This window comes from Nonomuraea sp. PA05, from assembly GCF_008086045.1.
Taxonomy (GTDB): domain Bacteria; phylum Actinomycetota; class Actinomycetes; order Streptosporangiales; family Streptosporangiaceae; genus Nonomuraea; species Nonomuraea monospora.
The window spans coordinates 14567-40597 of sequence record NZ_VSEY01000041.1 but is presented as its reverse complement, the minus strand read 5'-3'; the positions used below and the strand labels follow the sequence as shown (position 1 = coordinate 40597).

At 70.7% G+C, this 26031-nt stretch carries 25 protein-coding genes; 9 read left to right on the top strand and 16 right to left on the bottom strand.

Annotation, left to right across the window (positions count from 1 at the left end; all coding sequences use genetic code 11):
* Positions 1–179 precede the first annotated feature (179 nt).
* The 6 genes from FXF51_RS46140 to FXF51_RS46115 all read left to right on the top strand — a co-directional run bounded on the left by FXF51_RS46140 (position 180) and on the right by FXF51_RS46115 (position 6938).
* The gene (locus tag FXF51_RS46140; protein ID WP_148441157.1) at positions 180–1133 is read left to right on the top strand and encodes a LacI family DNA-binding transcriptional regulator; all 954 of its coding nucleotides are present in this window, start codon (positions 180–182) and stop codon (positions 1131–1133) included.
* Positions 1134–1338: 205 nt separating this feature from the next.
* Entirely contained in the window at positions 1339–2301 is a 963-nt protein-coding gene (locus FXF51_RS46135) for a carbohydrate ABC transporter permease (RefSeq protein WP_148441156.1), read from the top strand.
* A complete protein-coding gene (locus FXF51_RS46130; RefSeq protein WP_148441155.1) occupies positions 2285–3151 on the top strand; it encodes a carbohydrate ABC transporter permease in 867 nt (288 codons plus the stop codon). Before FXF51_RS46135 ends, FXF51_RS46130 begins: the two co-directional genes overlap by 17 nt.
* A gap of 43 nt (positions 3152–3194) precedes the next feature.
* Positions 3195–4481 (top strand): extracellular solute-binding protein, encoded by a 1287-nt coding sequence (locus FXF51_RS46125; RefSeq protein WP_148441154.1) that lies wholly within the window; start codon positions 3195–3197, stop codon positions 4479–4481.
* Positions 4482–4501: 20 nt separating this feature from the next.
* A complete protein-coding gene (locus FXF51_RS46120) occupies positions 4502–5782 on the top strand; it encodes a Gfo/Idh/MocA family protein (protein WP_148441153.1) in 1281 nt (426 codons plus the stop codon).
* The gene (locus tag FXF51_RS46115) at positions 5772–6938 is read left to right on the top strand and encodes an acetylesterase (RefSeq protein ID WP_148441152.1); all 1167 of its coding nucleotides are present in this window, start codon (positions 5772–5774) and stop codon (positions 6936–6938) included. Before FXF51_RS46120 ends, FXF51_RS46115 begins: the two co-directional genes overlap by 11 nt.
* On the opposite strand, the gene FXF51_RS46110 is transcribed toward FXF51_RS46115, so the two are convergent.
* From FXF51_RS46110 to FXF51_RS46080, 7 genes are all read right to left on the bottom strand, one after another.
* Entirely contained in the window at positions 6935–8719 is a 1785-nt protein-coding gene (locus tag FXF51_RS46110; RefSeq protein ID WP_148441151.1) for an ABC transporter substrate-binding protein, read from the bottom strand. The two genes, FXF51_RS46115 and FXF51_RS46110, sit on opposite strands and share 4 nt — an antisense overlap.
* A gap of 18 nt (positions 8720–8737) precedes the next feature.
* Positions 8738–9013: a DUF2160 domain-containing protein gene (locus FXF51_RS46105; RefSeq protein ID WP_148441150.1), complete on the bottom strand. Its 276-nt coding sequence runs from the start codon at positions 9011–9013 to the stop codon at positions 8738–8740.
* A gap of 2 nt (positions 9014–9015) precedes the next feature.
* A complete protein-coding gene (locus FXF51_RS46100) occupies positions 9016–9768 on the bottom strand; it encodes a carbohydrate ABC transporter permease (RefSeq protein ID WP_411268430.1) in 753 nt (250 codons plus the stop codon).
* Positions 9769–9830: 62 nt separating this feature from the next.
* The gene (locus FXF51_RS46095) at positions 9831–10772 is read right to left on the bottom strand and encodes a carbohydrate ABC transporter permease (protein WP_222871775.1); all 942 of its coding nucleotides are present in this window, start codon (positions 10770–10772) and stop codon (positions 9831–9833) included.
* On the bottom strand, positions 10769–11863 hold the full coding sequence (locus FXF51_RS46090; RefSeq protein ID WP_148441148.1) for an ABC transporter ATP-binding protein: 1095 nt from the start codon (positions 11861–11863) through the stop codon (positions 10769–10771). Before FXF51_RS46090 ends, FXF51_RS46095 begins: the two co-directional genes overlap by 4 nt.
* A complete protein-coding gene (locus FXF51_RS46085; RefSeq protein WP_262380285.1) occupies positions 11856–12941 on the bottom strand; it encodes an ABC transporter ATP-binding protein in 1086 nt (361 codons plus the stop codon). Before FXF51_RS46085 ends, FXF51_RS46090 begins: the two co-directional genes overlap by 8 nt.
* 128 nt (positions 12942–13069) lie before the next feature.
* Complete coding sequence (locus FXF51_RS46080; RefSeq protein ID WP_148441146.1) at positions 13070–13924, bottom strand: SDR family NAD(P)-dependent oxidoreductase; 855 nt, start codon at positions 13922–13924, stop codon at positions 13070–13072.
* A 68-nt stretch (positions 13925–13992) separates the two neighbouring features.
* Between FXF51_RS46080 and FXF51_RS46075 the strand changes: the two genes are divergently transcribed.
* The 3 genes from FXF51_RS46075 to FXF51_RS46065 all read left to right on the top strand — a co-directional run bounded on the left by FXF51_RS46075 (position 13993) and on the right by FXF51_RS46065 (position 17398).
* Positions 13993–15573 (top strand): DUF4434 domain-containing protein, encoded by a 1581-nt coding sequence (locus tag FXF51_RS46075; protein WP_148441145.1) that lies wholly within the window; start codon positions 13993–13995, stop codon positions 15571–15573.
* A gap of 170 nt (positions 15574–15743) precedes the next feature.
* A complete protein-coding gene (locus FXF51_RS46070; protein ID WP_148441144.1) occupies positions 15744–16040 on the top strand; it encodes a hypothetical protein in 297 nt (98 codons plus the stop codon).
* Positions 16040–17398, top strand: a complete 1359-nt coding sequence (locus FXF51_RS46065) for a DUF6745 domain-containing protein (protein WP_222871774.1) — start codon at positions 16040–16042, stop codon at positions 17396–17398. Before FXF51_RS46070 ends, FXF51_RS46065 begins: the two co-directional genes overlap by 1 nt.
* A gap of 2 nt (positions 17399–17400) precedes the next feature.
* Here FXF51_RS46065 and FXF51_RS46060 read toward each other — a convergent pair whose 3' ends face one another.
* Genes FXF51_RS46060 through FXF51_RS46020 form a run of 9 tightly spaced genes read right to left on the bottom strand, consistent with a single transcriptional unit; the run spans position 17401 to position 25989 of the window.
* A complete protein-coding gene (locus FXF51_RS46060) occupies positions 17401–18591 on the bottom strand; it encodes a hypothetical protein (protein WP_148441143.1) in 1191 nt (396 codons plus the stop codon).
* A complete protein-coding gene (locus FXF51_RS46055) occupies positions 18588–19118 on the bottom strand; it encodes a SigE family RNA polymerase sigma factor (protein WP_148441142.1) in 531 nt (176 codons plus the stop codon). Before FXF51_RS46055 ends, FXF51_RS46060 begins: the two co-directional genes overlap by 4 nt.
* Positions 19119–19175: 57 nt before the next feature.
* Positions 19176–20003 carry an STM4011 family radical SAM protein gene (locus tag FXF51_RS46050; RefSeq protein ID WP_148441141.1) on the bottom strand — a complete coding sequence of 276 codons (828 nt, stop codon included), beginning with the start codon at positions 20001–20003 and terminating at the stop codon, positions 19176–19178.
* The gene (locus tag FXF51_RS46045) at positions 19997–21265 is read right to left on the bottom strand and encodes an STM4012 family radical SAM protein (protein WP_148441140.1); all 1269 of its coding nucleotides are present in this window, start codon (positions 21263–21265) and stop codon (positions 19997–19999) included. Before FXF51_RS46045 ends, FXF51_RS46050 begins: the two co-directional genes overlap by 7 nt.
* Positions 21252–22043, bottom strand: coding sequence for an STM4013/SEN3800 family hydrolase (locus FXF51_RS46040; protein WP_148441139.1), 792 nt, complete (start codon positions 22041–22043; stop codon positions 21252–21254). Before FXF51_RS46040 ends, FXF51_RS46045 begins: the two co-directional genes overlap by 14 nt.
* Positions 22040–23089 carry an STM4014 family protein gene (locus tag FXF51_RS46035; RefSeq protein WP_316247671.1) on the bottom strand — a complete coding sequence of 350 codons (1050 nt, stop codon included), beginning with the start codon at positions 23087–23089 and terminating at the stop codon, positions 22040–22042. The genes FXF51_RS46040 and FXF51_RS46035 overlap by 4 nt, the downstream gene beginning before the upstream one ends.
* Entirely contained in the window at positions 23086–24099 is a 1014-nt protein-coding gene (locus FXF51_RS46030; protein ID WP_148441138.1) for an STM4015 family protein, read from the bottom strand. Before FXF51_RS46030 ends, FXF51_RS46035 begins: the two co-directional genes overlap by 4 nt.
* Before the next feature lies 1 nt (position 24100).
* Positions 24101–25042, bottom strand: coding sequence for an STM4015 family protein (locus tag FXF51_RS46025; protein ID WP_148441137.1), 942 nt, complete (start codon positions 25040–25042; stop codon positions 24101–24103).
* Positions 25039–25989, bottom strand: a complete 951-nt coding sequence (locus FXF51_RS46020) for an STM4015 family protein (protein ID WP_262380280.1) — start codon at positions 25987–25989, stop codon at positions 25039–25041. The genes FXF51_RS46025 and FXF51_RS46020 overlap by 4 nt, the downstream gene beginning before the upstream one ends.
* Between the last annotated feature and the right edge of the window lie 42 nt (positions 25990–26031).

The window sequence follows — 26031 nt, the reverse complement described above, 5'->3', positions numbered from 1 at the left end:
TTCAAGACTGCAAACAGTTGCACTAAACCTTCATGTCCGGAAGGGTGAGGCGTCAAGAGGTGATTTCGTCACCGCCCGTCTAGCTGGGGGTTCCTAGGGACTTCCGAGTCATGGGCGTGCGGCAAGCGCTTTCATCGTACTCATGGGTTCTGCAAGCGGTTGCGTTAGGGTGTGCGACTGTGACAGTGACGATTCGTGATGTGGCCAGGGCCTCCGGAGTGCATGTCTCGACGGTGTCCCGGACGTTCTCCGCGCCGCACATGGTGAACGCCGCCACCCGCTCCAGGGTGCTCACCGTGGCCGAGGAGCTCGGTTACCGGCCCAACCGGGCGGCCAGGGCGCTCACGACCGGGCGTACCCACAATCTGGGCCTGATCGTGGCCGACATCGCCAACCCGTTCTTCCCGCCGCTGATCAAGGCGGCGCACTCGGCGGCCCGCCAGCGCGACTACCACCTGTTCGTGGCCGACACCGACGAGGAGCCGGCGGCCGAGGAGGAGCTGATCCAGGCCTTCTCCAAGCAGGTGGACGGCGTGGTGCTGTGCAGCCCGCGCTCGTCGAACAAGGCGCTGGAGCGGCTGGCGGAGCGGGTGCCGTTCGTGGTGATCAACCGGCGCCTGCGAGGCGCGGCGACGGTCCTGATGGACGTCGGGCACGGCGCCAGGCTGGCCGTCGAGCACCTGGCGGGGCTGGGGCACAAGAAGGTGGCGCTGGTGTCGGGGCCCGCGGGGTCGTGGACGAGCGCCGAGATCCGTACGGCCGCCGAGCAGGTGCCGGGTGTCGAGCTGGTCGTCATCGGCCCGAACGCGCCCACCGAGCGGGGCGGGTTCGCCGCGGCGGCCCGGGTGCGCGACTCGGGGGTGACGGGCGTGCTGGCCTACAACGACCTGGTGGCCATCGGGCTCATCGAGGGGCTCGGCGACCTCGGGCTGAGCGTGCCGGAGGACATGAGCGTGGTCGGGATAGACGACATCGTGCCGGGCCGGCTGAACCGGCCGAAGCTCACCACCGTGGCCATGCCGACGGCCGCGGCGGGGCGGCTGGCGGTCGATCTGCTCATCCAGGAGGTCAGTGCGACCACCTCGCTGGAGACCCGGCTGGTGATCAGGGACTCCACCGCAGCTCCACGGTAGTTTCGTGATAGCTCTGCGTCTGCAAACGGTTGTACTAAACCGGATCGTAATTCATCAGACTTATTGACGGCACACCCTCTCTACCTGGGAAAACGTCGTGACGATATATCGGTAACGGCTATGTAACGCCTGCAAAGGGTTGACGGAACTTTCCTGCCAGCTATAGGAAAGCGCTATCCATTCACTTCTCGCCGGAAGGTCCGTGATGACTGAAGTTTCGGTGGCGGTGAAACCCGAGCGCGCGGTGCCCCAGCCCGTCCGCGGCGGCCACCGCTCCACGAAACGGTCCCGCCGGGAGGCACGGGCCGCCTACCTCTTCCTGGCCCCATGGTTCGTCGGCCTGCTCGTCATCACGATCGGCCCGATCTTCGCCTCCCTGTACCTGTCGTTCACCGACTACAGCCTCCTGGAGGAGGCCAAGTGGGTCGGGTTCGACAACTACGTCAAGATGTTCACCGAGGACGAGCGGTTCATGAACTCGCTGTGGGTGACCACGGTGTACGTGATCGTCTCCGTCCCCCTGCAGCTCGCCTTCGCCCTGGGGCTGGCCCTGGTGCTCGACCGCGGACTGCGCGGCCTGTCGTTCTACCGCTCGGTCTTCTACCTGCCCTCGCTGCTCGGCGGCAGCGTCGCGATCGCGATCCTGTGGCGGAAGGTGTTCGGCGCGGACGGCCTGGTCAACGCGGTGCTCGCGATGTTCGGCATCGAGGGGCCCGGCTGGGTGGGGCACCCCGACTACGCGCTGGGCACGCTGATCCTCCTGCACGTGTGGACGTTCGGCGCCCCGATGATCATCTTCCTGGCCGGCCTCCGGCAGATTCCCAGCAGCTACTACGAGGCCGCCTCCGTGGACGGCGCGAGCAAGTGGCGGCAGTTCAAGTCGATCACGATCCCGCTGCTCACCCCGATCATCTTCTTCAACCTCGTGCTGGAGCTCATCAAGTCGTTCCAGTCGTTCACGCAGGCGTTCATCGTCAGTGGCGGCAGGGGCGGCCCCGCCGACTCCACGCTGTTCTACACGCTCTACCTCTACCTTGAGGGGTTCAAGAACTACGACATGGGCTACGCCGCCGCGATGGCGTGGGTCCTGCTGATCATCATCGCCGGGCTCACCGGGGTGAACTTCCTCGCTTCCAAGTATTGGGTCTTCTATGGCGACACCAAGTAGGCCGGTCCCGGTCCTGTTCCGCCCGTTCAGGGGCGGACGGGTGGCCAAGCACATCCTGCTGATCGGCTTCGGCCTGGTCATGCTCTATCCGCTGCTGTGGATGATCTCCAGCTCCCTCAAGCCGGAGGAGCTGATCTTCCGCGAGCCCGGCCTGCTGCCCAGCCAGGTCACCTTCGAGAACTACACCGAGGGCTGGTACGCGCTCAAGCACCCCTTCGGTTACTACCTGTGGAACTCCGCGGTCGTCACCGCCATCTCGGTGGTGGCGAACCTGGTGGCCTGCTCGCTGGCCGCCTACGCGTTCGCCCGGCTGAACTTCCCGCTGAAGAAGTTCTGGTTCGCGATCATGCTCGGCACCATCATGCTGCCGCACCACGTGACGATCGTGCCGCAGTACATCATGTTCTCCGAGCTCGGCCTGATCAACACGATCTGGCCGCTGGTGACGCCGAAGATCCTGGCCACCGACGCGTTCTTCATCTTCCTCATGGTGCAGTTCATCCGCACCCTGCCGCGCGAGCTGGACGAGGCGGCGGAGATCGACGGCGCGGGCTACTGGCGCATCTACATCAGGGTCGTCATGCCGCTGTGCATGCCGGCGCTGGCCACCACCGCGATCTTCACGTTCATCTGGACATGGAACGACTTCCTCAGTCAGCTCCTGTATCTCAACAACCCCGACAACTTCACCGTACCGGTAGCGTTGCGCACGTTCCTGGACGCCAGCAGCGATTCGTCGTGGGGCCCGATGTTCGCCATGTCGATCATCGCGCTCGGCCCCATCTTCGGGTTCTTCCTGGCCGGCCAGAAATACCTGATCCGTGGTGTCGCCACCACGGGCCTGAAGTAGATCCTCCACCCCCCAACAGTGAACACCCATAGGAGGTAGAGCCGTGAGCTCTGGCAAGAAGATGTGGTCGGCGGCACTGCTCGCCACCGCTGTGCTGGCGGTCACCGCGGCCTGCGGCAGCGGCAGCGGCGGCGGAGAGACCGCCGACGGCAAGATCAAGCTGCGCTTCTCCTACTGGGGCAGTGACGCGCGGCAGAAGATGACCGAAGAGGCCATCAAGAAGTTCGAGGCCAAGAACCCGACGATCGACGTCGAGGGCGAGTTCTCGGACTGGGCCAGCTACTACGAGACGCTGTCCACCAAGGTCGCGGGCAGCGACGCGCCCGACGTCATGAGCCTGGAGATCCGCGGCCTGCGCGAGTACGCCGACCGCGGCACGCTGGCCGACGTGACCGGCAAGGTCAACACCGGTGACATCGACGCCAAGGTGCTGGCCACCGGCGCCATCGACGGCAAGCAGTACGCCATCCCCACCGGCGTCAACGCCTTCTCCCTGATCGTCAACAAGGCGCTGGTCGAGCAGTCCAAGGCCGAGCTGCCCGACGACAAGGCCTGGTCGTGGGAGGACTACGTCACCCTGGCCAACAAGGTCACCGCCGGCAGCGGCGGCAAGGTCATCGGCACGCAGCTCAGCTGGAACCCCGCCTACCTGCAGATCTACGCCACCCAGAAGGGCGAGCAGTTCTACAGCGGCAACAAGCTGGGCGTGACGCCGGAGACCATCAAGGAATGGTGGGCGATCATGCAGAGCCTGATCAAGGGCAAGGGCGCGCCGGACGCGGCCAAGAGCGCCGAGATCGGCGCCACCAGCATCGACCAGTCGCTGCTCGGCACCAACACCGGCTCCATGGGCATGTGGTGGAGCAACCAGCTCGGCGCGGCCACCAAGGCGTCGGGCCAGCAGCTCGACCTGCTGCGGATGCCGAAGATCAAGGGCGCCACGGTGGGCGGCATGTTCACGCAGCCGGCCATGTTCTACAGCGCCTCCTCCAAGACCGAGCATGCCGCCGAGGCCGCGAAGTTCATCGACTACATGATCAACGACCCCGAGGCGGGCGCGATCATCCTCAGCGACCGCGGCCTGCCGGCCAGCTCCAAGGTGCTGGCCGCCGTCCGTGACAAGCTCCCCGAGGCCGACCAGAAGACGCTCACCTTCCTTGAGGAGAACAAGAGCGAGCTGTCCGACCCGCCGGCCGCCCCGCCGAAGGGCTCCAGCGCCACGGAGGACATCATCACCCGCTACTCCGAGGAGGTCATGTTCGGCCGCATGACGCCCGACGAGGCGGCGCAGAAGCTGATCACCGAGGTCAACGCCTCCATCGCGGGCTGACCCAGGTTCTGAGGAGAGGCATGAGGTACGCGTTCGCCGGGCTCGGGCACCGCGCGCAGATGTACGTCGACGCGCTGCTCGGGGAGTGGCGCGACGCCGGCACCATCGTCGCCCTGTGCGACACCAACCGGACCCGCATGGACTACTACGTCGAGCGGATCGGCCGGCAGGTGCCGTGCTTCGCCCCCGATGAGTTCGGCAAGGTGCTCGAGCTCGCCGACGCGGTCATCGTCACCACCATCGACGCCGCCCACGCGCCGTACGTGTGCGCGGCGCTCGACGCGGGCCGCGACGTCATCGTGGAGAAGCCGCTCACGATCGACGCCGACGGCTGCGCGGCCATCGCCGCCGCCGCGGAGCGCAGCACCGGCAAGCTGATCGTCACGTTCAACTACCGGTACTCGCCCCGCAACTCCGCCGTGCGCCGCGTCCTCCAGGACGGCGCCATCGGCGAGGTCACCTCGGTGCACTTCGAGTGGATGCTCGACACCATCCACGGCGCCGACTACTTCCGCCGCTGGCACCGCGACAGGGCCGGCTCGGGCGGGCTGCTCGTGCACAAGTCCACCCACCACTTCGACCTGGTCAACTGGTGGCTGGACGCGGCGCCCGAGCTCGTCTTCGCCCAGACCGATCTGCGCTTCTACGGCGCGCAGAACGCCGCGAAGCGGGGCCTGACCGGCCGCCCCGGGCGCGCGCACGGCGCGCCCGGGCTCGGCACGGACCCGTTCCTGCTCGACATCGCCAGGGACGAGCGGCTCAAGCGGCTCTACCTGGACGCCGAGCACGAGGACGGCTACATCCGCGACCAGGACGTGTTCGGCGAGGGCATCACCATCGACGACAACATGTCGGTCATGGTGCGCTACGCCAACCGGGCCGTCATGACGTACTCGCTGCACGCCCACGCCCCCTGGGAGGGTTACCGGGTGGCGTTCAACGGCACGGCGGGGCGGCTGGAGCTGGACGTGGTGGAGCGGGAGTGGACGCCCCCGCACGCCGCCGTCGACCCCAGCGCGGCCTCCAAGGAGCACGCGTCCGGCTCGTCGGAGCGGCTTCTGCTGCGCCGGCACTGGAGCGAGCCGGAGGAGGTGCCGATCGAGTCGGGGGCGGGCGGGCACGGCGGCGGCGACCGCCTGCTGCTGAACGACGTCTTCCGCGGCCCCGGCGACGACCCGCTGGCCCGGCAGGCCGGTTACCGCGACGGCATCCGCAGCGTGCTGACCGGCCACGCGGCCAACGTCTCCGCCCGTACCGGGGCTCCCGTGCGCCTGACCGACGACGGCACGCGTGTTCTCTGAGCTGGCCGGGATCGCCGCGGCGCAGCTCGGGCTCTACCCGGTCCTGCCCGGGCCCGAGCTGCGCGCGGCGGCCAGGCAGGCCATCGGGGTGCTCGACCTCGCCGCAGCCGGCGTCCGCGTCGAGCGCACCTGGACCGACGGCGACCTGTACGGCGAAGAGCTGTCGTGGTCGGTGGGGTTCGGGCCGCGCACGCGGGCGTACCTGCTCAAACCGCGCGACGCGGACGGGCCGCTGCCCGGCGTGGTGGCGCTGCACTGCCACGCCGGGATGAAGTACGCCGGCAAGGAGAAGATCGCCGACGGCCCCGAGGGGCCGTCGCCCGAGGTGCGGCGGCTGCGCGACGACATCTACGGCGGCCGGGCCTTCGCCAACGCGCTGGCCAGGCGCGGCTTCGTGGTGCTCGCGCACGACGTGTTCGTCTGGGGCAGCCGCCGCTTCCCCCTGGAGACCGCTGAGGGGCCGCCCGGCGAGGCGCTGCGTGGGGACGCCCCGGACGCGCCCCTCAGCCAGGCGGACGCGCCCCTCAGCCGGACGGGCGCGTCCCTCAGCCAGGCGGACGCGCCCCTCAGCCGGACGGGCGCGTCCCTCAGCCAGGCGGACCGTTATGACCTGGCGGCCAGAGCGCACGAGCACGTCGTGGCCAAGCACTGCGCCGTCCTCGGCACCTCGTTCGCGGGCGTCGTCGCGGGTGAGGACCTGGCGGCGGCGGCCTACCTGCGCTCACGCCCCGACGTCGGCGCCGTCGGCTGCGCCGGCCTGTCGGGCGGCGGCCTGCGGGCGGCGCTGCTCGGCGCGTTCGACCCCGACGTGCGCGCGGTCGTCGTCGCCGCGATGGCCTCCTCCTACCGCGACATGCTCGGCGGGCACGTCGAGCGGCACACCTGGATGCTCTGGCCGCCCGGCCTGCCGAGGCTGGGCGACTACCCGGACCTGATGGCCGCCCGCGCCCCCGAGCCGCTCATGGTGCAGTACGCGATGCGCGACGAGCTGTTCCCCGAGGCCGGGATGCGCCGCGCCCACGCCCTCATAGCAGAGCGGTACCGCGACGCCCCCGGCGCCTACGAGGCCGTCTTCGCCGACGTGCCGCACAGCTTCGACGTGCCCATGCAGGAACGGGCCTTCGACTGGCTCGCCGCGCACCTCGCTCGTCCCTAGCCGCCCTGCTTCCAGGTGGCGATCAGCTTGTCGTAGTCGAGCGTCTCCGGCTTGCCCCGCTCGTCGGCCAGCTTCGGCGCCGGGGCGCCCGGCTGGTCGAGCCAGTACTGGGCGGGGCGTTCCTGGTTCAGCTTGGGCGCGCACTGCCCGCCGTAGCCCTGCTTCTCGCGGGAGAGCCGCTCCAGCCGGGAGAGGATCTCGTCCTGCTGCCTGGCCAGGTTGTCCATCGACTGCTGCGGCGTGGTCTCGCCGGTCACGGCGGTGGCCACGTTCTGCCACCAGAGCTGGGCCAGCTTCGGGTAGTCGGGCACGTTCGTGCCGGTCGGCGTCCACTGCTTGCGGGCGGGGGAGTTGTAGAACTCGATCAGGCCGCCGTACTTCTTGGCGTTCTCCGAGAAGTACTGGCTCTTGATGTCGGAGTCGCGGATGAACGTCAGGCCGACGATCGACTTCTTCAGCGACACCGTCTTCGACGTCACGAACTGCGCGTACAGCCACGCCGCCGCCCTGCGGTCCTGCGGCGTGCTCTTCAGCAGCGTCCACGAGCCGGCGTCCTGGTAGCCCAGCTTGTTGCCGGTCTTCCAGTACGAGCCGTGCGGGCTCGGCGCGATCCGCCACTTGGGCGTGCCGTCGCTGTTGACGACCGGCAGGCCCTCCTTGGTCATGTCGGCCGTGAACGAGGTGTACCAGAAGATCTGCTGGGCGATGTTGCCCTGCGCGGGCACCGGGCCCGCCTCGCTGAAGTTCATGCCCGCCGCCTCGCGGGGCGCGTACTTCTTCATCCAGTCCACGTACTTCGTCAGCGCGTAGACGGAGGCGGGGCCGTTGGTGTCGCCGCCGCGGGTGACCGACGAGCCGACCGGGCGGCAGTTCTCCACCCTGATGCCCCAGTCGTCCACCGGCAGGCCGTTGGGGATGCCGGGGTCGCCGTTGCCGGCCATCGACAGCCAGGCGTCGGTGAAGCGCCAGCCCAGCGACGGGTCCTTGCGGCCGTAGTCCATGTGGCCGTAGACCTTCTTGCCGTCGATGGTGCCGTTGCCGTTGACCTTGCTGGTGAAGAAGTCGGCGATGTCCTCGTAGGCCGCCCAGTTGACCGGGACGCCGAGGTCGTAGCCGTACGCGGCCTTGAACTGCTTCTTGATCTCCGGGTCGGTGAACCAGTCGTAGCGGAACCAGTAGAGGTTGGCGAATTGCTGGTCGGGGAGCTGGTAGATCTTCTTGTCCGGGCCGGTGGTGAAGCTGATGCCGATGAAGTCGTCCAGGTCGAGGGTGGGCGAGGTGACGTTCCTGCCCTCGCCTGCCATGTAGTCCGACAGCGGCACCACGTAGTCGCCGCGCGAGTGGGTGCCGATCAGGTCGGAGTCGTTGACGTAGGCGTCGTAGATGTTCTGGTTGCCCTGGATCTGCGTCTGGAGCTTCTCGACGACGTCGCCCTCCTGGATCAGGTCGTGCTTGATCCTGATCCCGGTGATCTCGGCGAACGCCTTGGCGAGCTGCTGCGACTCGTACTCGTGCGTGGTGATCGTCTCGGAGACCACGTTGATCTGCATGCCCCGGTACGGCGCCGCGGCCTTGATGAACCAGTCCATCTCGGCGAGCTGCTGATCCTTGCTCAGCGTGCTCGGCGTGAACTGCTCCGACACCCACCTCTGGGCCGCGGCCTTGCCGTCGGCCTCCTTGAAGTCGCTCGCCGGTTTCTGCGCGCTCTGTGTGCAGCCGGCCGCAATGAGGGCGACGGCGGCCATGCCCACGGCCGCGGACCTGCGTGTCCGATGCCTCATGGTCAGCTCCTTCTTCTGTTAGCCCCAAATGCCGATCACGACCGCCACCAGCACCGCGCAGCCGAGCGCGAGCCACATGGACAGGTCGGTGATCGCGATCCAGCCGGCCAGCACGACGGCGGCGCTGATCAGGCCGATGTAGAGCCGGTCGCCGCGGTCGGTCTCGATGCGCAGGAAGCCCCGCCTGGCCACGGGAGGGGAGACGTGCGCCCAGACCGCCATGACGATCAGCAGGAGGGCAAGCCCGGCGAACACCAGGGCGGTGGGGACGGTCCAGACCATCCAGTCGAGCATCGCTAGACCCTCCCCAGGGCGAAGCCCTTGGCGATGTAGTTGCGGACGAACCAGATGACGATGGCGCCGGGCACGATGGTGAGCACGCCCGCCGTGGCCAGCAGGCCCCAGTCGACGCCCGCCGCGCTCACCGTCCGCGTCATGGTGGCCGCGATCGGCTTGGCGTCCACCGAGGTGATCGTCCTGGCGATGAGCAGCTCGACCCAGCTGAACATGAAGCAGAAGAACAGCGTCACGCCGATCGCCGAGCGGATCATCGGCAGGAAGATCCGGATGAAGAAGCGCGGCAGCGAATAACCGTCGATGGCGGCGGTCTCGTCTATTTCCCGGGGAATCCCGGACATGAATCCTTCGAGGATCCACACCGCGAGCGGAACGTTGAACAGCATGTGCGCGATCGCCACGCCGAGATGCGTGTCGAACAGGCCGACGCTCTGGTAAATCTGGAAGAACGGCAGCAGGAATACCGCGGCCGGCGCCATGCGATTGGTCAGCAGCCAGAAGAACAGATGCTTGTCGCCGGCGAAACGGAACCGCGAGAACGCGTACGCGGCGGGCAGCGCCACGGTGAGCGACATCACCGCGTTCATCGAGGTGTAGATGATGGAGTTCAGGTAGCTCGAATACCAGGCGGAGTCGGTGAAGAAAGTGACGTAGTTGTCGAACGTCACGCGTTGCGGAATGAGCGAGAAACTGCCGAGGATGTCCTCGTTCGGCCGGATCGACATGCCGAACATCCACAGCAGCGGCAGCATGAGCGTGGCCACGTACAGCCAGAAGACCGTGCGTCCCCAGGGCAGCTTCCTGGTCATGCCGCTCACCTCCCCGACCTGGTGAGCACGGTGAAGAAGACGTAGCAGATGACCTGCACGATCAGGAAGTAGAGCAGCGAGAACGCCGCCGCGGGCCCCACGTCGAACTGGCCGACCGCGATCTTCGACAGCAGGATGCTGAGGAACGAGGTGGCGTTGCCCGGCCCGCCGCCCGTCACCACGAACGGCTCGGTGTAGATCATGAGGCTGTCCATGAACCTGAGCAGGATCGCGATCGTCAGCACGCCCCGCAGCCGGGGGAGCTGGATGTGCCGGAAGGTGGCCCACGCCGAGGCGCCGTCGATCTGCGCGGCCTGGAAGTACGGCTCGGGGATCGAGCGCAGCCCCGCGTACGCCAGCAGCGCCACCAGCGGCGTCCAGTGCCACACGTCCATGAGCAGGACCGTGATCCAGGCGTCCGTGGAGTCCAGCGTGTAGTTGAAGTTGACGCCCAGCACGTTGTTGATCGTCCAGCCGCCCAGCCCGATGTCGCCGCGGGCGAAGATCTGCCAGATGGTGCCCACCACGTTCCACGGGATGAGCAGCGGCAGCGCGACCAGCACCAGCGCCACCGACACCCCCACGCCCCTGCGCGGCATCACCACGGCCAGCGCCACGCCCAGCGGGATCTCCAGCAGCAGCACCTGCAGCGAGAACAGCAGCGTGCGCACCAGCGCCGCGCGCACCTCGGGGTCGCGGGAGATCGCCTGGAACCACTCCAGGCCGACGAAGACCCGGTCGGTGGGGCTGAAGACGTCCTGCACCGAGTAGTTCACCACGGTCATCAGCGGGATCACGGCGGTGAACGCCACCGACACCACGACCGGCACGACCAGTAACCAGGCCCGGTTGTTCCTGCGCTTGGGCGGCGCCTGTGGCTGCTCCTCCTCCACGGGCGTCTCGGGGGCGACGACCTCGCCGCTCACCTGGCTGCCTACGACGGTCACGCCTGGCCCCTTCCGTTCAGCGGCGCGAGGGAGCCGCACCTGACCTCGTCGCGGAACAGGAACGTGCGGTCGGCGGGGAAGTGCAGGAACTCGACCGCGTCCGGCCGGTAGGCGGAGCCCGCCTCGGCCTTGGCGATCACCTGGTGCTCGCCGACCAGGGTGTGGACCAGGTCGTAGGCGCCCATCCGGTCGATCGCGGTCACCCGCGCGGGCACGCCGGGCGAGGTGCCCGCCCGGGTGATCCGGACGAACTCGGGCCGCACCCCGATGCGCACGGGGCCGGGCGGCAGGGGCTCCCCGACCCTGCCCACGTCCTCCTGGCCGACGCGCACGACGTCCCCGGCGATCTCGGCGGGCAGCATGTTCATGCCGGGCGAGCCGATGAAGTGGCCGACGAACTCGTGCGACGGCGACAGGAACAGCTCCGACGGCTCGCCCGCCTGCACGATCGCGCCGTCGTTGAGCACCACCACCTCGTCGGCGAACGTCAGGGCCTCCGTCTGGTCGTGGGTCACGTAGATCAGCGTGTGGCCGGTGTCGCGGTGGATCTCCTTGAGCTTGCTGCGCAGCGTCCACTTCAGCGCCGGATCCACCACGGTCAGCGGCTCGTCGAGCAGGACGGCGGCCACCTGGGAGCGGACCAGGCCGCGGCCCAGGCTGACGATCTGCTGGCGCCCCGCGTCCAGCCTGCGGGACCTGCGGCTCAGCACCTGGTCGAGGCCGAGGAGCCGGGACACCTGCCTGACCCGCCGGTCCACCTCCGGCTTGGGGACCTTCCTGTTCCTGAGCGGGAAGGCGAGGTTGTCGTAGACCGACATCTCCTCGTACAGGACGGGGAACTGGAAGACCTGCGCGATGTCGCGGCCCCTGGTGGAGACCTCGGTGACGTCGCGGTCGTCGAAGAAGATCCGGCCCTCGGTGGGCGTGATCAGGCCGGAGATGATGTTCAGCAGCGTCGTCTTGCCGCAGCCGCTCGGGCCCAGCAGCGCGTACGCGCGCGAGCTGCGCCAGGTCCACGTCATCGGCTTGACCGCCCACGTCCTGCCGCCGTCGTAGCTGTGGCCGACGCCTTCCAGCCGGATGTCAGCCATGCAGGTCCACCTCCGCGGCGCTGGTGGCCAGCAGGCGTCCGCCGGCCTCGTCGAAGACGAAGACGTGCGCGGGGTCCACGTACGCGACCGTGGGCTCGCCCGGGGTGAAGAGCTGCGTGCCCGGCAGGTGGGCGACCAGGTGACGGCCGCCCTGGAGGAGCAGGTGCAGGAACGTCGCGCTGCCCGTCACCTCCGCAAGCCTGATCTCGGCCGGCAGCTCCAGCGCGCCGGGGCCGTCCCGCTCGATCGTCACCTGGTGCGGGCGCACGCCCAGCATCACCGTGTGACCGGAGGCGTGGGCGCGCGGCGCGGGGAAGGACGTGCCGAGCAGCTCGATCCGGCCGTCGCGGACGACGCCGGGCAGCAGGTTGAGCGGGGGATCGCTGAGCGTGGCCGCCACCGCGAGGGTGGGCGGGTGCGCGTACATGTCGGCGACCTCGCCGACATGCTGCACCCGGCCCTCGCCCAGGACCACGGTCGGCGCGGCGAACGTGAGCGCCTCGCCGGGGTCGGCGGTCGAGTAGAGCACCACGCCGGAGGAGCCGGCGAACATGGTCTTCAGGTCGGCGCGCAACTGCTCGCGCAGCTTGAAGTCGAGGTTGGCGAGCGGCTCGTCGAGCAGCAACACGTCCACGGGACGGGCCAGCGCGCGGGCGATGGCGGTGCGCTGCTGCTGCCCGCCCGACAGCTCCGACGGGCGGCGATCCAGCAGGCCCGCGATGTCCATCAGCTCGGCCACCTCGCGCACCCGGCGGTCCAAGCCGGCGCGGCGGAAGCGGGGGTCGAGGCGGAGCGGGGAGGCGATGTTCTCGTAGACGGTCAGCGAGGGATAATTGATGAATTGCTGATAGACGAAAGCGACCGAACGTTTTCGCACGGAGATTTTCGTGACATCTTCTCCGTTGACCAGCACCCGGCCGGAATCGGGGCTCAGCAAACCGGCGACGACGCGCATCAACGTCGTCTTTCCCGCCGTCATCGGGCCGATGAGGGTGGTCATTCCGTCGGATAATTCGAGGTTTATGTCGTCGAGCCAGGTCTCTCCGCGCTGCCGAACGGAGATGCCGTCGAGAATCACCGTCACTGTGCCCGGTCCTCTCTGCTTCCCTCCCTTCTAACATGATCTGTATGGACCTGAAAAGAGTACTTGTGAGGCTTCTGTGAACGCTGTTGCCTTTGTGGTTGACCCCTATCTGTAGCCCCTGGTCAGGGCAGAATCGCGTCCACGTAGCCGCCGTCCACCCGCACCGCCGCGCCCGTCGTCGCGGAAGCGAACGGAGAGCTCAGGTAGACCACCAGATTCGCGATCTCCGCCGGCTCGATCAGGCGCTGCAGCAGCGACTGCGGCCGGTGCAGCCGCATGAACTCGCGCTGCGCCTCCTCCCACGGCAGCTCCCTGTCCACGAGCTGGTAGACGAAGTCCTCCACGCCCCCGGTGTGCGTCGGGCCCGCGATCACCGAGTTGACCGTGACCCCGCTGCCCGCGGCCTCCTTGGCGAACCCCCTGGAGACCGCCAGCAGCGCCGTCTTCGTCATGCCGTAGTGGATCATCTCCTTCGGCACGACCACCGCCGAGTCGCTCGCGATGTACTGGATCCGGCCCCAGCCGCGCTCCCGCATCCCCGGCAGGTACGCGCGCGTCAGCCGCACCGCCGCCAGCACGTTGACCTCGAAGTAGCGCCGCCACTCGGCGTCCTCGATCTCCAGCGCCGGCCTGGCGCCGAAGATGCCCAGGTTGTTCACCAGGATGTCCACGTGCGGGAGCGCGCCCAGGACCCGCTCGCAGCCCTCCTCCGTCGAGACGTCGCCGGGCGCCGCCACCAGGTCGCCGCCGTCCCGCTCGCCGCCGTCCCGCTCGCCGCCGTCCCGCTCGACGTCGATCCGCTCGTCGTCGATCCGCTCGATGGCCATCCGCTCGATGGCCGCCGCCACCGACTCCTCGCTGCGGCCGTTGACGCCCACGCGAGCCCCCGCCCGCGCCAGCCCGGTGGCGATCGCCGCGCCGATTCCCTGAGTCGAGCCCGTGACCAGCGCGGTCTTACCGCTGAGATCGATCCGCATGATGTCATTCTCCGCGATCAGATCGTGACTGCCTGCGGCGGGGTCGCCGCGTAGGCTGGAGGCCAGGCGTGGAAGGGGCGTGGGTGCACCGGATCCTGTGGCTGGTCGTGGCGGTCGCCTTCGTGGTGGGCATGGTCATCCCCGACGATCCCGAGCCCGTGCCCGAGGAGTGCCCGGCACGTGACACCAGGGTCGCGGCGCCCTACGCCGTCACCGGCTACTGGGTGATCCCGCGCGCCGACCGGTGCGTCACCCAGCGCATGGTCGAGGCCGTCCACGCCATCGGCGGCGACACGCTCATCACCTTCGGGCCCCGCTTCAACGCCCGCCAGGACCCCGACTTCCCCGACTGCCAGGTGGACGGCAGGCCCTGCGCAGAGGTGCCGGGGCAGCGCGTCCGGCAGGTGTACACGTACATGACCGGCGAGGAGTTCGGGCCCGGCATGCTGCGCTGCCCCGGCATCGACCGGCGCATCGAGAGCGGCGGGCGCACCTTCTTCCGGCTCACCCTCGCCGAGTCCTGCGCCGCCGCCGAGCACGACCTCGTGCTCGCCTCCACCGACGGCGACGGGCTGGGCAACCTGATGCGGGAGGCCAGTGCGTACGGGATGACCGTCTACCCCGGCCTGCCCGCCGCCTCGCAGCGGGAGGACAAGCCGTGGGAGCCCGACGCCGCCCACACCGCCGCGCTCAACGCGTTCACCGCCCGGGTGCTGGCCGACTACCGCACCCGGTTCGCGGGGCTGTCCGCGTTCGGCGGGGTGTACCAGTCCTTCGAGCTGGCCATGCGGGCGCGGGCGGACCGCGACCCGATCATCTCCCTGTACACCGCCCAGCACGCCGTGGTCGCCGCCGTGCTGCCGGGCAAGAGGATCGTGGTCAGCCCGTACATCGACGCCCGCCGAGGCCGCGGCTTCCCGCCGTCGCAGGTCGCGGAGGGGCTCGCCGACATCGCCGGCACCCGGGCAGGCCTGCCCATGGCGGTCGCCGTCCAGGACGGGCGCGGCACGGGCAAGGTGCCGGTGCACGGGCCGGGGGAGGACGATGCCAAGGTGGCGCCGCGGCTGGTGCCCGTCGTGGGTGACGTCACCAACGCGCAGGCGTACTACGGGCCCACCAGCGCGTACGTCGAGGCCGCCGCCGGGCGGGTGCCCGAAGGGGTCGAGCTGTGGGTGAACGTCGAAGGCTTCGAACCCTCGCCCGCCGCGGGCGAGTGCGGCCGGGCCGACCCGCTGCCGCCGCGCGGGCGCGCCAGCAAGGCGCGGCTCGACCAGCAGGTCATGGCGTCGGGGCCGCACCCCGTCAAGATCATCTCGTACGGGTGGGATCCCTTCTTCACCTGCCAGGCCCGCTACGACACCCCGTCGCTGGCCGACGACATCGCGGCCGGGTGGCAGCAGCCGATCATCGTGAACGCCGTTCCGCAGGCCCGGGACGGGCGGCCCGGTGTGCTCGTCGAGGGATACCACCTCCAGGGCGGGTCGTTGCGGTTCGAGCCGGGTGGGGCGGTGGTGGCTCTCGAACGGCACTCGGCGGGGCGGCTCGAAAGCGCGTGGGTGCCGTACGCGTGGCCGTGGACCTCCGTCACGGCCACCAACGCGGCCGGATACTCCAGTACGAGCGGCTACGCGAACCGTGAGGAGCGCTGAGGGGCGCCGGGGCGGCGTCCGGCTCGGGGGGTGCTGAGGGGCGGCGTCCGGCTCGGGGGGTGCTGAAGGGGCGGCGTCCGGCCCCTGGGGGCGCTGAGGGGCGCTCGGCGTGTTTCTGTCGGTGGCCGTCGCTAGCTTTCGATCATCCCCCGATCGATGGAGGTTGGTCGATGTACCGACAGGGCGACATCCTGATCGTGCCCGTCCCCGAGGAGTCCGTCCCCGGCGGGCTGCGGCCCGAGCCGCGCGACGCCCGCGGGCGGCTGGTGCTCGCGCACGGCGAGGCCACCGGGCACGTCCACGCGATCCCCGGGCCTGGCACGCTGGCGCGCGGCTTCCTGCACCTGCCCGAGGGCGGCAGGCTCGTGCACGAGGAGCACGACGCGATCTCGCTGCCGAAGGGCTGGTATCGCGTGGTGCGGCAGCGCGAGTACGTGCCCGGCTCGTACCGGGTGGTGGCCGACTGATGGACACCATGACGTGGGAGCGGGTCGCCCTCGCCACGGGGCCGGGTGCGGGGGCCGAGGAGGCGGTGCGGCAGGCGTACCGTGAGGCGGGGCTGGCCGAGCCCGAGCAGGTGCTCGTGCTGCCGTCGCCGCTGGCCGGGGCGATCGTGGCGGCTTGGCTGACGGGTGACGACGCGATCCGGGCGAGCTTGAGGCGACCCCGGCTTGAGCGGGCGTCGGGGCAGGCCCTGGGCCAAGCTTCGGGGCAGGCTTCAGAGCAGGCTTCAGAGCAGGCGTCGGGGCAGGCGTCGGGGCAGGGCGATCGTGTGGTGCGGACCCGGCTGGATTGGGCGGGTCCGGCGGCGCGGGCCGTGCTGGATGGTGGCGACCCCGGGCGGTCGGTGCGGGACACGATCCGTACCGCGCCGTGGGAGCGGGCCAGGGCGGCCACGTACGCCGAACTGGGGCCCGCCGGTTGGGCGCAGCTCTGGGGCGAGACGGGCGGCCGGTTGTGGCCCCAGGTCGAGCGGCTCGTCAGCGACATCCGCCGCGCCATCGCCGACTGGGGTGCGGGGCGCGTCGCAGGCTCCGCCAGGGACGGCGCGGGCTCCCGCTGGGACCTGCCGGGCTCGGGCCAGGGCGCGACGGGGCGCGACCGGGGAGCCGACCAGGAAGGCGAGAGCCTGCGGCGGGTGACGATCGACGCCGTGCTCGGCCAGCACGACGCGCCCTGGCTGTCAGCGTTCGACGGGCTCGGCGGGGTCGACGGGCTCGGCGGGGTCGAGGGGCTCGGCGGCGTCGAGGGGCTCGGCGGGGTCGACGGACTGGGCGGGGTCGGTGGGCTCGGCGGGCTCAAGCGGGTCGCCGAGCAGGCGGGCTGGTGGTGGCCGTACGAACGGCTCGCCATCATCACCGAACGCCCCGTCGAGCTGCACCTCGACGACCTGGGCCGCCTGCACCGCGCCGACGGCCCCGCCCTGTCCTACGCCGACGGCTTCGCCCTGCACGCCTGGCACGGCATGCCCGTCCCGCCCGACTTCGGCGCCACGATGACCGGCCTCACCCCGGAGCGCATCCGTGAGGAGGCCAACGCCGAGCTGCGCCGCGCCATGCTGGAGCACTTCGGCATGGAGCGCTACCTGGCCGAGTCGGGCGCCAAGCCGATGCAGTCCGACGAGACCGGGGTGCTGTGGCGGATCGAGCTGCCCGGCGACGAGCCGCTGGCCATGGTGGAGGTGGTCAACTCCACCCCCGAGCCCGACGGCACCAGCCGCACCTACTTCCTGCGGGTGCCGCCGTGGGTGCGGCGGGCGCGGGAGGGGGTGGCGTGGACGTTCGGGCTCGCCGAGGAGGAGTACCGGCCGCAGCGCGAGACCTGACGTCACAGCTTTCCCGGCGCGCCGGGCAGGACGAGCTGGCGGAAGTCCTGGGCGGTGTACGTGGCGAGCTTCCTGGCCCGGCCGGTCTCGACGTTCACCGCGTAGGCGGTCATCGTCCGGTAGGGCGGGTCGAACTCCTCGTCGGGCTCCTGGTCCTCGGCCTCCGTGTTGCACCGGACGGACTCGGTCAGGACCGTCACCTCCTCCGGCCCGAGCCACGCGCGCAGGGAGACACTGGTGACGCCCGCGTCCATGCCTCGCACGGTGACGGACCTGAGTTTCTCGCCGGTACGGCTGTCCAGCAGGGCCAGGCCGCCCGGCCGGGGGCAGGTGTGGTCGCCGGCGAAGATGTTCTCGATGACCGCGATGCTCCGCCCGTCGGGCGCCAGGGGGCTGAAGTGGTAGTCCTGCGGCAGCTTGACCGAGGTGCCGTCGCCCGGGGTCGTCCACAGCCCGGGGATCGTGCGCAGCATCGACCTGGGCGCGTACTGGGAGAGCGTGAGGGTGCCGCCGTCCGGTGACAGGCCGGCGGGGACCCAGCCGTTGGGCAGCTCGCGGACGGCCCGCTCACGCAGGTCGAAGATCAGCCCCGGGTCCTTGAAGATCGGGTTCTTCATGAAGACGAGGAAGCGGCCGTCGTCGGACAACATCAGCCGCGTCATGCTGTACAACCAGTCCTTGGGCACCTTGGCCGGAGCGGTCGTCCGCCTGCCCGAGGCCAGGTCGCGCACCACGAACGTGTCCTCCTCCTCCCCGTAGTAGGCGATCTTGCCGCCGTCCCGGCTGATCGCCAGCGGGCTGTCGCGCAGCCCCATCCGGCGGGGCACGAGGCTGGGCAGCGCGTCCGGCACGCGGTACGTCCTCCCGTCCCGCGTGACCAGCCGCCACTCCCCGTCCTGGCAGTCCTCGGGCGCCGGCCCGCTCTTGGGCGTGCAGTACGTCTTGACCGCGTGACTCAGCGGCCCCACCCCCTTCGCCGGCAGGTCGGTCACCGAGGCGGCGTCGTCGGGCCCGGGCGGCAGCAGCCGCGCGGCCAGCGTCGCGCCCAGCGCCGTGACCACCACCATCGCCGCCGCGACCAGCGAGATCGCCGTACGCCGCCGGCGGTCCCTGATCATGATCGTCCGTTCGGCCAGGTCCACCCGGGGAGAATCCTCGGCCAGGTCGACCAGCACGTCCCGCAACCAGGTCATCGCTGTCCCTCCCGGACGTCGGATTCCAGCTCGGCGAGCTTCGGCGCCAGGTCCGGCGCCAGCTCGCGCAACTTGGCCAGCGCGTAGTGGGCCTGGCTCTTGACCGTCCCGACCGAGCAGCTCAGCAGCTCGGCGGTCTCCCGTTCCGTGCGGTCCTCGTAGTAACGCAGCACGATCACCGCCCGCTGGCGGGGCGGCAGCCGCAGCAGCGCCTGACGCATCACGACCCGGACGAGTGTGGAGTCCTCACTGGAGTACGGCCGCTCGGGCGGCGCGGCGGAGGACAGCTCGGCCGTCGTCCTGCGCATCCGCCGCCACGAGATGTACTGGTTCACCAGTGCCTTGCGCGCGTACGCCTCGGGGTGTTCCACGCGCGACAGCCCGGACCAGCGCCGCAGCACCTTGAGCAGCACGCTCTGCAGCAGGTCCTCGGCCAGGTGCGGGTCGCCGGTGAGCAGGTACGCGGTACGCATCAGCGCCTGCTGATGACCCGCGACGAACTCGCGGAAGCTGTCGTTGCGATCCAATACGACTCCTCTCGCCCGTTACCGACGCCGATGACAGGTCGAAAGGTTCGGTGAGACTTACGGCATGCGGGGGATGCGTTCCAGGATGCCGCCGGCGAAGACGTCGTAGAGGGCGAGGGGCTCCAGGTGCACGTAGCCGATGTGGCAGTCGCAGGCCGTGGCCGGGCAGGGCCGGGGTCGCAGGGCGGGCAGGTAGGAGCCGTCGTACAGGTTGCCCAGCACCTCGGGGACGAAGTGGCAGCGGCGGACGGTGCCGTCGCCGTTCACCGAGATCACGCTGTCGCCGGTGCGGCAGGGCAGGCCCGCGCTGGCGTGCGGGAAGCGGCTGTGGGCGAACAGGGGGTCGATGGCCGCCCACTCGGCGGCCTCGGCGTCGGTGTAGAGGCGGCCCTCCTCGGCGTTGACCCACACGTACGTCTCCGGTGGCAGGTCGGCGCGCAGCCGCCGGGCGTGCGGCAGGTGCGCGGGGTCGCCGACGATGCCGACGCTGTGCCGGACGGGCAGCGAGCGCACCTTGGCCAGGAACCGTTCGTAGGGCACCTGCGTCGGGTGGTAGGTCACCCACAGCGCGGCCCGGTCCGTGGCCTGCGCGAGCCAGTCCGTACGGCAGCTCAGGTTCGTCTGGATGACGACTTTCGCGACGTGCGGCAGCCCGGACAGCTCCACGATGGCCCGCCGGTACCACGATCTGACCAGCCCCTCGCCCCACGGCGTGAACAGGATCGACACCTCGAAGTCCCGCCCGGCCACCCAGCCGGTGAACCGTTCCAGCGCGGCCCGGTCGGCGCGGAGCTGCTCGGGCGTGTCGCGGCGCTTGGCGAACGGGCAGTAGGCGCAGTCGTAGTCGCAGCTCGCGAGGGGGCCGCGGTAGAGGATGGTCAGCATGCCTGGTACCCGTCCATGAGCGCCCGCACCCGCGGCGAGAACAGGGCCGGGCCGATCGCGTCGGAGTGGGCAAGGCCCTCGGGGGTGAGGGCGATGGTGGTGTCCGTGACCGTGAGCCAGTCGCCGAAGGAGTCCAGGAGGGGGAAGTCGGCCAGGACGTCGGAGCCGAAGCGAGCGGCGTACAGGGGCCGTGACAGGCCCTCGGCCTGCAGCAGCGACTGGATGAGGTGGCGGCGCCCGCGCTCGGCGGGGGAGAGCGCGAAGCCGACGTTCGCGGTGGTGAAGTCGGTCTGGGCGACGTAGTCGTCGATGATCGAGCGGACGTGGCGGGCGCCGACGGCGTAGTCGAAGGAGTAGTGCAGGCCGCTGGTGTACGACCGGGCGCCGCAGCCCAGGCCCACCATGCCGTCGGTCTGGCAGCAGTAGCCGGTGGAGCCGGAGGAACCGGGCAGGCGGAACATGCGCATCGACACCTGCTCGTACCCGGCGGCCAGCAGGTGGTCGCGCCCCGTCCTGTACAGCTCCAGGCGCTGGTCGTCCCATGCCCTGCCCTGCTTGCCGAGCCCGGTCAGCGGCCGGACGTACAGCGGGTAGAGGTAGAGCTCCTCGGGCCGCCAGCCGAGCGCCGTGTCCAGCGAGTACAGCCACGACCTGGGCGTCTGGCCGTCGATGCCGTAGATCAGGTCGATGTTCAGCACGGGCACGCCGGAGGCCCTGATGGCGTCGAGCGCCGCGTCCACCTCGGCGCGCTTCTGCGGGCGTACGGCCGAGCGGGCCTCCTCGGGCACGAAGCTCTGCACGCCGATGGAGATCCGCGACGTGCCACGCTCGGCCAGCACGGACAGGCGGTCGGGGGTGGCGGTGGCGGGCGAGGTCTCCACGGACAGCGGGACGCGCGCCAGGTCCACGCCCATCGTGCGCTCGGTCAGGTCGAACAGGCGAGTCAGCTCGCGGGCGCTGAGGTACGTGGGCGTCCCGCCGCCGAACGCGGCCGTGGCGAAGCCGGTCTCCTGCAACGCCTCGCGGGCCTGCTCGGCCTGCCGTTCGAGGGCGTCGAGGTAGGCCGTGACGAGCTCCTCGGGCGCGCCGGTGCGGGTGAACAGGTTGCAGAAGCCGCAGCGCATCTCGCAGAACGGGATGTGCACGTACAGGGCGCCGGGCCGTTCGCCCGCCCAGACCTCCTTCAGCCGCGGGCGGGGGTCGAGCGGCCGGTACGCCGTCTTGTGCGGATAGGCGTAGACATAACTCTCATACGGCCGCATGGCTCTCCAGGACGAAGTGGGTGTAGGGGACCGTCCAGACCACCTCGTGGCCGATCCGGTGGCCGACGTGCCCGTCCTCGCCGTACGCCGTGCCGTGGTCGGAGCAGACGATGGTCAGGCAGGGCCGTCGGCGGCGCATCAGCGCGTAGAGCCGGCCGATGTGACTGTCCACGTAGCGCAGGGCGGCGGCGTGGCTGTCCAGCGAGTCGCCGGTGGATCCCGGCAGGTAGAAGTGGTTCGGCTGGTGCAGGGCCGAGACGTTGACGAAGAGCAGGACCGGCCCCGGCACGCGCGCCAGCACCTCGGCGGCGCGGTCGATCTGGTGCTCCAGCGAGGCGGGGTTCGTGACGCCGAACTCCGGCTCCCAGTGGCTCTCGGCGAACAGGCCGGGCAGCGCCGACCCGAGCGGGGTCAGCTTGTTGAAGAAGCCGACGCCGCCGATGCACACCGTGTGGTAGCCCGCCCGCGCGAGCCCCGTGGGCAGGTCGGGCGCGTCGAACACCCACGTGCCCGCCGCCGTGGTCTCGCTGCCGGGGAACGTCGCCGCGAACAGCCGGGGGTGTGGCCCCGGGGCGACGGGGGTGGGCAGGAAACCGGCGAAGAGGGCGGCGTGGGAGGCGTAGGTGAAGCTGCCGGGGCTGTGCCGCCGCTCCCAGCGGACGCCGGGTGGCAGGAGGTTCGGCAGCAGCCCGGCCTCGGCCTGCGCGGCCGCCACGTCGTAGCGCAGGGTGTCGAGCGTGATGAGAAGGATGTCGTGGCTGCCCACGACGGTGTTCATGTCCATGCGCGGGTCAGCACCGCCTCGACCTGTTCGGCGTACGTGTCACGCCCATGTCCCGAAAAATCCCCCAACCCAGGCAGCAGGTCCCCGAACGCGTTGACCTCGGCCACGGCCACCGACCGCCAGTCAGCGCCCACCATCACATCCACCCCCGTGCTCAGACTCCTCGGAAAGCACCCGGCCGCCCGCGAGGCCGCCTCCAGCACCCGCTCCCACAGCCCGGCCCGCCCCCGCACCGTCTCCAGATCGCCGCGCGCCCCGCCGAGGTGCAGGTTCGTCATCGGGCTGCGGCTGGTCCGCACGACGGCGTGCGTGGGCCGGCCCGCCACGGTCACCACCCGCAGGTCGAACGTCCGCCCGCCGGTGGCCGCCTTCGGGAACCACCGCTCGACGTGCAGCCCGTCGGGAGCCAGGTGGTCCACCAGCCGCCGCACCTCCGCCTCGTCCGTCACGGCCCTGACGCGCAGCGCGTTGCACCACGCCCCGCCGGCCCAGGTGGCCGACGTGGCGGCGTGGACCCGTCCGGCATGGGCCTGAAAGGCGATCACGCCGGACGCGGACGAACCGTGCGCGGGCTTGACGAACACGCGGGCCCACCGGCGTGCGGTCATCCCGTCCCGCAGCTCCTCGTACGAACCGGCGGAGAACCCCTCGGGCACCGGCACCCCGGCCCGCGACAGCACCGCGTGGCAGCGCCGCTTGTCGAACATCACCCCGATCTCGCCCACGTCGCCCAGCAGCCGCACTCCCGGGATGGCCGCGACCCGCGCCAGCCCGGCGGTGAACGCCCGGTACCAGGCGGCGCCGCCGCCGACCCGCGACGGCTCACCCGGGCCGCGCAGCAGCGCGTCGGCCTGCGCGTCCTCGCCGGGCGAGTCGACGCGCAGCAGCACACCCTGGGGTGTGGCGAGTTCACGTCCGGCCAGCACGTCGCGCCAGGCGATGACGTGCGGTTCCGCGAGGCCGCGGGCGAGCACGGCGTCGCGGAACAGCGTGACCCGCCGATCCCCAGGCGTCCCCACCACGGCGAAACGCACCGTCACTCGCTCACCGCCACGTACATCCAGCCGTCGTCCTCGGGGCGCCACTGCTCGTCCAGATCGACGGCCACCCCGGGCAGCGCGTCCCGCACGCGCCGCATCATGTCGTCGCCGAGGAAGTGGTGGCGCAGGTCGAGCACCCGCAGGTGGGTCAGCGGCTGCCCGCTGAGCAGCGCCTCCGCGCCCCGGTCCGTGAGCGTCCCCATGCCGAGGCTGAGCTCCTCCAGCCGCCCGGCCACGGGAGCGACGGCCACGGCCGCGGCCACCTCGTCCATGCGCTCGCCGTCGCGCAGCCCGAGCCGCTTCAGCGCGGGCAGCCCGGCGCCCGACAGGATGCCGTCCAGGTCGGCGGCCGTCGAGTCGCCGCCGTACTGCTCGACGCCGAGCCACAGCTCCAGGTGCTCCAGCGCGGGGAACGCGCAGGCGCCGACCGCCCTGACGACGGAGCCGGGCAGCCCGCCCGACTCGAAGCGCAGCACCCTGAGATGCTCGTGGGTGACCGGCTCCAGCCGCAGCCCCTGCGAGCCGCGCACCTCCAGCCGCTCCAGCTTCGGATACGCCTCCAGCAGCGGCGTGAGGTCGCCGTGCCGGATCCAGGAGATCTCCCAGTGCTCGGGCTCGATGAACCCGAGGAACACCGAGCGCAGCCGGGTCAGCCGCGGGGCGTGCCGCGCCAGCAGCCGCGGCGCGTTGGCGGCGCCGTGGCCGGTGACGGCGAGGGCGGTCACCTGGGCGGGGTTCACCCGGCGCAGCAGGAAGTCCAGTTCGTCGGCCAGGGCCGTGTCGTCCTTGTCGTCGTCGAAGCCGAAGCCGGTCTCGTCGGTCACGAGCCAGGCGACCTGGTCGGGCCGGACCATCATGGTGCTGTCGGCGTCCACGACGGGCAGGCCGGCGAAGCGTTCCCGGTGGTCGCCGCCCAGGTCGGAGTGGTAGACGGCCCTCTCGTGGAGGAACGTGTCGCCGGGGTCGCGGGGATCGGCCGGAGTGTCCTCGTACTCCTCGAAGTCGTCCATGTCACTCCGAGATCGCGAGGTAGGGCCCGCCGCTGAAGCGCGGCCGGGTCAGGTCGAGGGTGACGCCGGGCAGCGCCGCCCGCAGGCGGGTCTCCATGGCCTCGCTCACGTAGTGGTGGTGCAGGTCGAACACGCGCAGGTGGGTCAGCGGCTGGCCGCTGAGCAGCGCCTCGGCGCCTTCGTCCATGAGCACGCCCAGCCCCAGGCTGAGCTCTTCGAGCCCGGCCACCACGGGCGCGGCGGCCACGGCGGCGGCCACCTCGTTCTGCTGTTCGCTGTTGCGCAGGCCGAGCCGCTTCAGCGCGGGCAGGCGGATGCCGGACAGGATGCCGTGGAGGTCCCCGATCGTGTTGTCGCCGTAGTAGGCCTCGGTGCCGAGCCACAGCTCCAGGTGCTCCAATGCGGGGAACGTGCTCGCGCTCACCGCCCGCACCACGACGCCGGGCAGGCCGCCGCTCTCGAAGCGCAGCACCTTGAGGTGGTCGTGGGTGACGGGCCGCATGGTCAGCCCGTCGGACCCGCGCACCTCCAGGCGCTCCAGCTTCGGATACGCCTCCAGCAGCGGCGTGAGGTCGCCGTGCCGGATCCAGGAGATCTCCCACTGCTCGGGGGAGACGTGGCCGAGGAAGACCGAGCGCAGCGCGGGCAGCCGGTCGGCGTACTCGGCGAGCACCCGCGGCGCGTCGGCCGCGCCGTAGCCGGTGACGGCAAGGGCCTGGATGCGGGCCGGGTCCAGGTGGTCCAGCAGCTCGTCGAGGTAGCCGGGCAGCAACGTCCCGCTTTCGTCGCCGGTCTCGGCCGCGTCTTGCACCAGCCAGGCGGCTTGGTCGGTCAGCGACTCGACGGACGGCTGGAACGGCATGACCGTGCGGCCGGCCCATTGATCGTCGTTGTAGAGGTCGGGCTCGGCCAGGAAGGTGAGCCCGGGGTCGGTGGCGGTCATTCGCTCACCGTGACGTAGCGCCAGTCCTCCTCGCGGCTGCGCCGGTCGTCGAGCCGCACGTCCACGCCGGGCAGCGCGGCGCGCAGGCGCTCGGCCATCGCCTCGCTCAGGTAGTGGTGGTGCAGGTCGAGCCGGCGCAGGTGGGTCAGCGGCTGGCCGCTGAGCAGCGCCTCGGCGCCCTCGTCGCCGATCGAGCCCATCGACAGGCTGAGCGCCTCCAGCCGGGCGACGACGGGCGCGGCGGCCACGGCGGCGGCGAGTTCGTCGGCGAACGGGCAGTTCTGCAGCCCCAGGTAGCGCAGGGCGGGCAGCCGGTCGCCGCTCAGGAGGTCGGCGCAGTCGTTGACGGCCGAGTCGCCGCCGTAGTCCTCGACGCCGAACCACAGCTCCAGGTGCTCCAGCGCGGGCAGGTCGCTGCGGCCGACGCCGCGGGCGACCTCGCCGGGCAGACCGCCGGTCTCGAACCTGAGCACGCGCAGCGCGTCGTGCCGCACCGGCGGGAACGCCAGGCCCGACCCGCCGCGCACCTCCAGCCGTTCCAGCTTCGGGTAGGCCTGCAGCAGCGGCGTGACGTCGCACTGCTGGATCCAGGAGATCTCCGACTGCTCCCAGGTCATCGCGCCGAGGAACAGCGAGCGCAGCTCGGGCAGCCGGTCGGCGTGCTCGGCCAGGCGGGCGAGGATGGGGGCGCTGTCGGTGTCGTAACAGTCCTCCCACTCGCCGACGACGATGGCCTTGACCTTCTCCGTGTCGACATTGTCGAAGAACCAGTCGAAACTTTCGGAGATCTCCTCGAAGTCGTCCCCTTCGTTGGCGCTCAGGCGCCATGCGACCGCTCCGGCGTCGGGCGGGGGCTCCTCCTCGTCGAGGGGCGTGGACGCCACGGGCAGCCCGGCGTAGGTCTGGAGGTAGTCCTCGCTGTTCGTGGGCTGTATGTCGAAGATCACGGGTGGTCCTAGGGGTTCGGGGGGCCGGAGGCTCCTGTCCTA

Bases quoted from the DNA above. Each gene is read 5' to 3' on its own strand.
- FXF51_RS46135 (WP_148441156.1), top strand. From the start codon at position 1,339: ATGACTGAAGTTTCGGTGGCGGTGAAACCCGAGCGCGCGGTGCCCCAG.
- FXF51_RS46130 (WP_148441155.1), top strand. From the start codon at position 2,285: ATGGCGACACCAAGTAGGCCGGTCCCGGTCCTGTTCCGCCCGTTCAGG.
- FXF51_RS46120 (WP_148441153.1), top strand. From the start codon at position 4,502: ATGAGGTACGCGTTCGCCGGGCTCGGGCACCGCGCGCAGATGTACGTC.
- FXF51_RS46110 (WP_148441151.1), bottom strand. From the start codon at position 8,719: ATGAGGCATCGGACACGCAGGTCCGCGGCCGTGGGCATGGCCGCCGTC.
- FXF51_RS46105 (WP_148441150.1), bottom strand. From the start codon at position 9,013: ATGCTCGACTGGATGGTCTGGACCGTCCCCACCGCCCTGGTGTTCGCC.
- FXF51_RS46100 (WP_411268430.1), bottom strand. From the start codon at position 9,768: ATGCTGCCGCTGCTGTGGATGTTCGGCATGTCGATCCGGCCGAACGAG.
- FXF51_RS46090 (WP_148441148.1), bottom strand. From the start codon at position 11,863: ATGGCTGACATCCGGCTGGAAGGCGTCGGCCACAGCTACGACGGCGGC.
- FXF51_RS46080 (WP_148441146.1), bottom strand. From the start codon at position 13,924: ATGCGGATCGATCTCAGCGGTAAGACCGCGCTGGTCACGGGCTCGACT.
- FXF51_RS46070 (WP_148441144.1), top strand. From the start codon at position 15,744: ATGTACCGACAGGGCGACATCCTGATCGTGCCCGTCCCCGAGGAGTCC.
- FXF51_RS46065 (WP_222871774.1), top strand. From the start codon at position 16,040: ATGGACACCATGACGTGGGAGCGGGTCGCCCTCGCCACGGGGCCGGGT.
- FXF51_RS46060 (WP_148441143.1), bottom strand. From the start codon at position 18,591: ATGACCTGGTTGCGGGACGTGCTGGTCGACCTGGCCGAGGATTCTCCC.
- FXF51_RS46050 (WP_148441141.1), bottom strand. From the start codon at position 20,003: ATGCTGACCATCCTCTACCGCGGCCCCCTCGCGAGCTGCGACTACGAC.
- FXF51_RS46045 (WP_148441140.1), bottom strand. From the start codon at position 21,265: ATGCGGCCGTATGAGAGTTATGTCTACGCCTATCCGCACAAGACGGCG.
- FXF51_RS46040 (WP_148441139.1), bottom strand. From the start codon at position 22,043: ATGAACACCGTCGTGGGCAGCCACGACATCCTTCTCATCACGCTCGAC.
- FXF51_RS46030 (WP_148441138.1), bottom strand. From the start codon at position 24,099: ATGGACGACTTCGAGGAGTACGAGGACACTCCGGCCGATCCCCGCGAC.
- FXF51_RS46025 (WP_148441137.1), bottom strand. From the start codon at position 25,042: ATGACCGCCACCGACCCCGGGCTCACCTTCCTGGCCGAGCCCGACCTC.